The organism is Methylobacter sp. (assembly GCF_004322395.1).
GTDB lineage: Bacteria > Pseudomonadota > Gammaproteobacteria > Methylococcales > Methylomonadaceae > Methylobacter_A.
On the sequence record NZ_SCTW01000058.1, the window covers coordinates 1 to 4,797 of the forward strand.

Genomic DNA, 4,797 nt, shown 5'->3' on the forward strand with positions numbered 1-4,797 from the left:
TTCCTTATCTGTGCTCTTTAGGTATTTTTACCGATAAATTAAATACCAAGGTTCGCGATAATGTATGGAATGCGGTTTGGAATATTACCAATGAAAAAGGTGAATATGTTATCCGGGAAGAGTTTATTACTCGCTGTAAACGCTATCAGCCCGAATATATTATTAATTGCTGCACGGCAAATTTGAAAATGAATGTTACAAAGTGTCTGCTTACTAATGGGTTTAATAACAATTTGTATACAGCGCATCACCCTTCAGCGTGGAAATATCAAACCCGGGAACAACTTAATATTCTAAAAGTTAAAGAAATAGATTAATACACTGCCTTTATAAAACGAGCAACAAGCTGGTTAAGTAACGTTAAAAACAATTGGAACTCTCATGCTTAGTATTAAAGATTTAACCGTCAATGTGAACGACAAACAAATTCTCAAAGGTATTAACCTTGAAATTAAGGCGGGTGAAATTCACGCCATTATGGGACCCAACGGTTCAGGTAAAAGTACTTTGTCGCATGTGTTGTCCGGTAAGGCCGGCTACACTGTAACCGGCGGAACGGCGACTTATCAGGGTAAAGATTTACTGGAAATGGCGCCTGAAATCAGGGCTCGTGAAGGCGTATTTTTGGCGTTTCAATATCCGGTGGAAATTCCCGGCGTTAGCAATATCTATCTTTTGAAAGCGGCGCTGAACTCTATACGCAAACATAACGGCCAGCCTGAAGTCGATGCGATGGATTTTTTAACGCTGGTTAAAGAAAAAGTGCGCTTGTTGGAAATGGACGAAAAGTTTCTTTACCGCGCCGTTAACGAAGGCTTTTCCGGCGGCGAAAAGAAACGTAACGAAATCCTGCAAATGGCCATCTTGGAACCCAAGCTATGCATCATGGATGAAACCGATTCCGGCCTGGATATTGATGCGTTAAAAATTGTCGCGGAAGGCGTTAACTCATTGCGTTCGCCGGAGCGTTCGTTTGTGATGGTCACGCATTACCAGCGCTTGCTGGACTATATCAAACCGGATTTTGTTCATGTATTGGCGCATGGTCAAATTGTTAAATCAGGTGGTCCTGAGCTGGCGTTGGAGCTGGAAGAAAAAGGCTACAATTGGGTCGAAGATAATCAGGCGGCGGCATAAATGAACACGGCAATAGCAAGCCGTTATACGGCTGAATATCAAACGATAGCATCGTCATTGCCTGGGCAAACATTGCCTTGGCTGAGGGCGTTAAGGGCTGAGGCATTGGCGCAATTTGCCGAGCAAGGCTTCCCATCGCCGCGAGAAGAGGAATGGCGCTATACCAATGTGTCCGGCATTGAGAAGAAGCTGTTCGCTCCGTCGGCAGACATAACGGTCGGCGATATTAATACCGATTGGTTGAAATCCTACCAAATAGAAAATGCTTGGGTCTTGGTTTTAGTGAACGGTCATTTTTCAGCGGAGTTTTCGGTGTTAACTGATTTGCCCGAGGCCGTTTCAGTGATGAGTATGGCCGATGCACTGGCAAAACAGCCTGCTCAAGTGGAAAAATATCTCGGCTTAGCCGCCTCTCAATCTGAGCACGGCTTTATTGCATTCAATACCGCATGGTTTAGCGATGGTTTGTTTGTGCATGTCCCGTCCAAGCTGGTTTTAGACAGGCCGATACAGTTGCTGCATATTGTGACCGGCGACGATGCCATGGCGACGACCCGCAATATCATCATTGCCGACGAAATGGCCGAAGCCAAAGTCATTGAGACGTTTGTAGGAAATGACAGCGCTTATTTAACAGCCTCAGTCACCGAAGTTTTTGTCGGACAAAATGCCGATTTGACTTTGTATAAAATGCAAAGCGAATCTGAAAAAGCCTACCATTTTGGCGGCAGCTACATTAAGCAAGCGAGAGATGCACGGTTTACGCATCATAATTTTGCTTTTGGCGGCTTGCTGGCACGAAGCGATATTCATGCCGATCTGGATCATGCGTCGGAGTGCGAATTGAATGGTTTGTACTTGGGCATTAAGCGTCAACACATCGACAACCATACCCGCATCAATCACTTAAAACCTTATGCAATCAGCCGCGAACTGTATAAAGGCGTGCTTGACGACAGGGCCAGAGGTGTTTTCCAGGGGCGGGTGATTGTAGCTATCGATGCGCAAAAAACCGATTCGCAAATGAATAACCGCAACTTGCTGTTATCGGACGATGCCGAAGCGGATACCAAGCCGCAGCTGGAAATTTATGCCGATGACGTTAAATGCGGACATGGTGTGACGGTTGGGCAGCTGGATGAAAAATCCATTTTCTATCTGCAATCACGCTGCGTTGATGAGGAAACCGCGCGCAACATGCTGACCTTTGCGTTTGCCAACGAAATGGTCGATAAGGTCAAAATTAGAGGTTTGCACGATATGATTTTGGAGCAATTGTTAACGCGTTTCCCTCAGGAAGGCGTGAACAAGGAATGGTTATAAAATGTCGGCAATGTTGATAGTAATTTGGTCTAGCTGAGACAATGTGATGCAATCGCCAGCGCGCAACGTGGTTTTTTCACCATAACAATCACCATGCGGTTGGCGATAGACTTCAACGCAAGAGTCGTTCAGGTTCATCAGCCAGTATTCAAGGACGTTATGGCTGGCATATAAACGCAGCTTTTGGTTTTGGTCGAAGCTGAGTGAGCTATCGGCGACTTCGATCAGCAGCAATACATCATCGGCATTGGGATGACGAGAGCAGTAAAAATCATCATTCGGCTTTAGCAGCATAAAGCCGGGTTCAGGTTCTGAAAGATCTCCAAGTTGCAAAGGATTTTGAACGCTGAGCATAGCTTTGCCGAAAACTAAAGTTGATAGGAAGTGGGTCAAACGCATTACATGACCTGAGTGATTAGAACCAATAGGTGCCATTTCCAAGATTTCTCCATCTATAAGTTCAAGACGGCTGCCGGGCGGAAAAATATTAGCTTCACCTAATTTTTGCCATTCCTTAATGTCGGTCAGATGTTTTCGTACATTCGCAGTGGCTATAGTCATTTTCTTAATGAGCGTCAGATAAGAAGAGTGATTGGAATATAATACGTTGTAATTGAAGAATCAATGTTATCGGAATAAATATGACAAACTTTCCCGTAGAAAAAATCCGCGCCGATTTTCCTATATTGGCAGAACTTATCCGCAACAAGCCGCTGGTTTATCTGGATAACGCGGCCTCTTGCCAAAAGCCGCAAGCAGTTATCGACAGTATCGTGCATTTGTATAGCCATGATTACGCCAACGTGCATCGCGGCGTGCATACTTTGAGCGTGCGTTCCACCGATAAGTTTGAAGGCGCGCGCACCAAGGTTAAAGACTTCATCAATGCCGCCAGCGAAAAAGAGATTATTTTTGTCAGAGGCGCTACGGAAGCGATCAACTTGGTCGCGCAGACTTATGGCAAAGCCAATATCAAAGCCGGCGATGAGATTTTAATTACCGCGATGGAGCATCATTCCAATATCGTGCCTTGGCAAATGCTTTGCGAGCAGACCGGAGCTGTCTTAAAAGTTGCGCCGATTAATCTGCAAGGCGAGTTGATTTATGATGAGTTTGAGAAATTGATCAGCGATAAAACCAAGCTGGTTTCGGTTGTGCATATGTCTAACGCTCTGGGCACGATCAATCCTGTTAAAAAGATTATCGCGGAGGCGCATGCCAGAAATATCCCTGTATTGCTAGATGGCGCGCAGGCTATTCCGCATATGGCAGTAAACGTGCAGGACTTGGATTGCGATTTTTACGTTTTTTCAGGCCATAAACTTTATGCGCCTTCCGGCATAGGCGTACTCTACGGCAAACAGGCTTTATTGGAAGCGATGCCACCGTATCAGGGCGGCGGCGATATGATTCGCAAAGTCACCTTCGAAGAAACCGAATATAATGTACTGCCTTACAAGTTCGAAGCAGGCACGCCGAACATTGCCGATGTAGTCGGCTTGGGCGCGGCTATCGATTATTTAAATGCAATCGGCATGGATAATATTGCCGCTTATGAAGCCGAATTGCTCGATTACGCCACTGCAAAAGCCAAACAAATTAAAGGGCTTAGAATTATTGGCAAGGCCGAGCATAAAGGCGCGATATTGGCTTTCGTGTTGGATAAAATTCATCCGCACGATATTGGCACGATGCTCGACAGCTTAGGCATAGCAATCAGGGCAGGGCACCACTGCGCGATGCCGGTCATGGATTTTTTTAGAGTCCCTGCGACAGCAAGAGCATCGTTTGCAATATATAACACCAAAGAAGAAATTGATGTTTTAATGAAAGGCATAGAGTCCTTGATCGAGGTATTTGGCTAATGTTTGATGATTTACGCGACCTCTATCAAGAGGTGATTTTCGACCACAACCGCAACCCGCGCAATTTTCGGGTTATAGATAATGCCGACCGGAAAGTGGAAGGCTTTAACCCGTTATGCGGCGATCGTCTGACTTTATATTTGAAAATGGATGGCGATACGATTACTGACGCCAGTTTTCAGGGTTCAGGCTGTGCCATTTCGACAGCCTCGGTTTCGTTAATGACCGAGATAGTCAAAGGCAAAACTGAACAGGAAGCCGAAGACTTGTTTAAAAAGTTTCACGAAATGACTACCGGTAAAGACGAGCAGATGAATCTTGAGGCGGTCGGTAAACTGGCCGTATTAGCCGGTGTGCGTGAATATCCGGCGCGAGTCAAATGTGCGACATTGGCTTGGCATACGTTGGATGCGGCGTTGAAAAACGAACAAAAATCTATTTCTACAGAATAATTCACCACGAAGACACGAAG

General features: G+C 45.4%; 6 protein-coding genes. 5 read left to right on the forward strand and 1 reads right to left on the reverse strand.

What is annotated here, in order from left to right; all coding sequences use genetic code 11:
* From EPO18_RS08495 to sufD, 3 genes are all read left to right on the forward strand, one after another.
* Nucleotides 1–317: hypothetical protein (locus EPO18_RS08495; protein WP_292432930.1), on the forward strand; the 317-nt coding region annotated here is incomplete at its 5' end.
* Between the two features lie 64 nt (nt 318–381).
* A complete protein-coding gene (gene sufC / locus EPO18_RS08500; RefSeq protein ID WP_292432931.1) occupies nt 382–1,137 on the forward strand; it encodes a Fe-S cluster assembly ATPase SufC in 756 nt (251 codons plus the stop codon).
* Nucleotides 1,138–2,460 carry a Fe-S cluster assembly protein SufD gene (gene sufD / locus EPO18_RS08505; RefSeq protein WP_292432932.1) on the forward strand — a complete coding sequence of 441 codons (1,323 nt, stop codon included), beginning with the start codon at nt 1,138–1,140 and terminating at the stop codon, nt 2,458–2,460.
* Here sufD and EPO18_RS08510 read toward each other — a convergent pair.
* Nucleotides 2,455–3,021: a Uma2 family endonuclease gene (locus EPO18_RS08510; RefSeq protein WP_292432933.1), complete on the reverse strand. Its 567-nt coding sequence runs from the start codon at nt 3,019–3,021 to the stop codon at nt 2,455–2,457. The genes sufD and EPO18_RS08510 overlap by 6 nt on opposite strands.
* A gap of 80 nt (nt 3,022–3,101) precedes the next feature.
* Here EPO18_RS08510 and EPO18_RS08515 point away from each other — a divergent pair, with 80 nt between their 5' ends.
* Both EPO18_RS08515 and sufU read left to right on the forward strand, forming a co-directional pair.
* On the forward strand, nt 3,102–4,325 hold the full coding sequence (locus tag EPO18_RS08515) for a cysteine desulfurase (RefSeq protein WP_292432934.1): 1,224 nt from the start codon (nt 3,102–3,104) through the stop codon (nt 4,323–4,325).
* Entirely contained in the window at nt 4,325–4,777 is a 453-nt protein-coding gene (gene sufU, locus EPO18_RS08520; RefSeq protein WP_292432935.1) for a Fe-S cluster assembly sulfur transfer protein SufU, read from the forward strand. Before EPO18_RS08515 ends, sufU begins: the two co-directional genes overlap by 1 nt.
* Nucleotides 4,778–4,797: the final 20 nt, after the last annotated feature.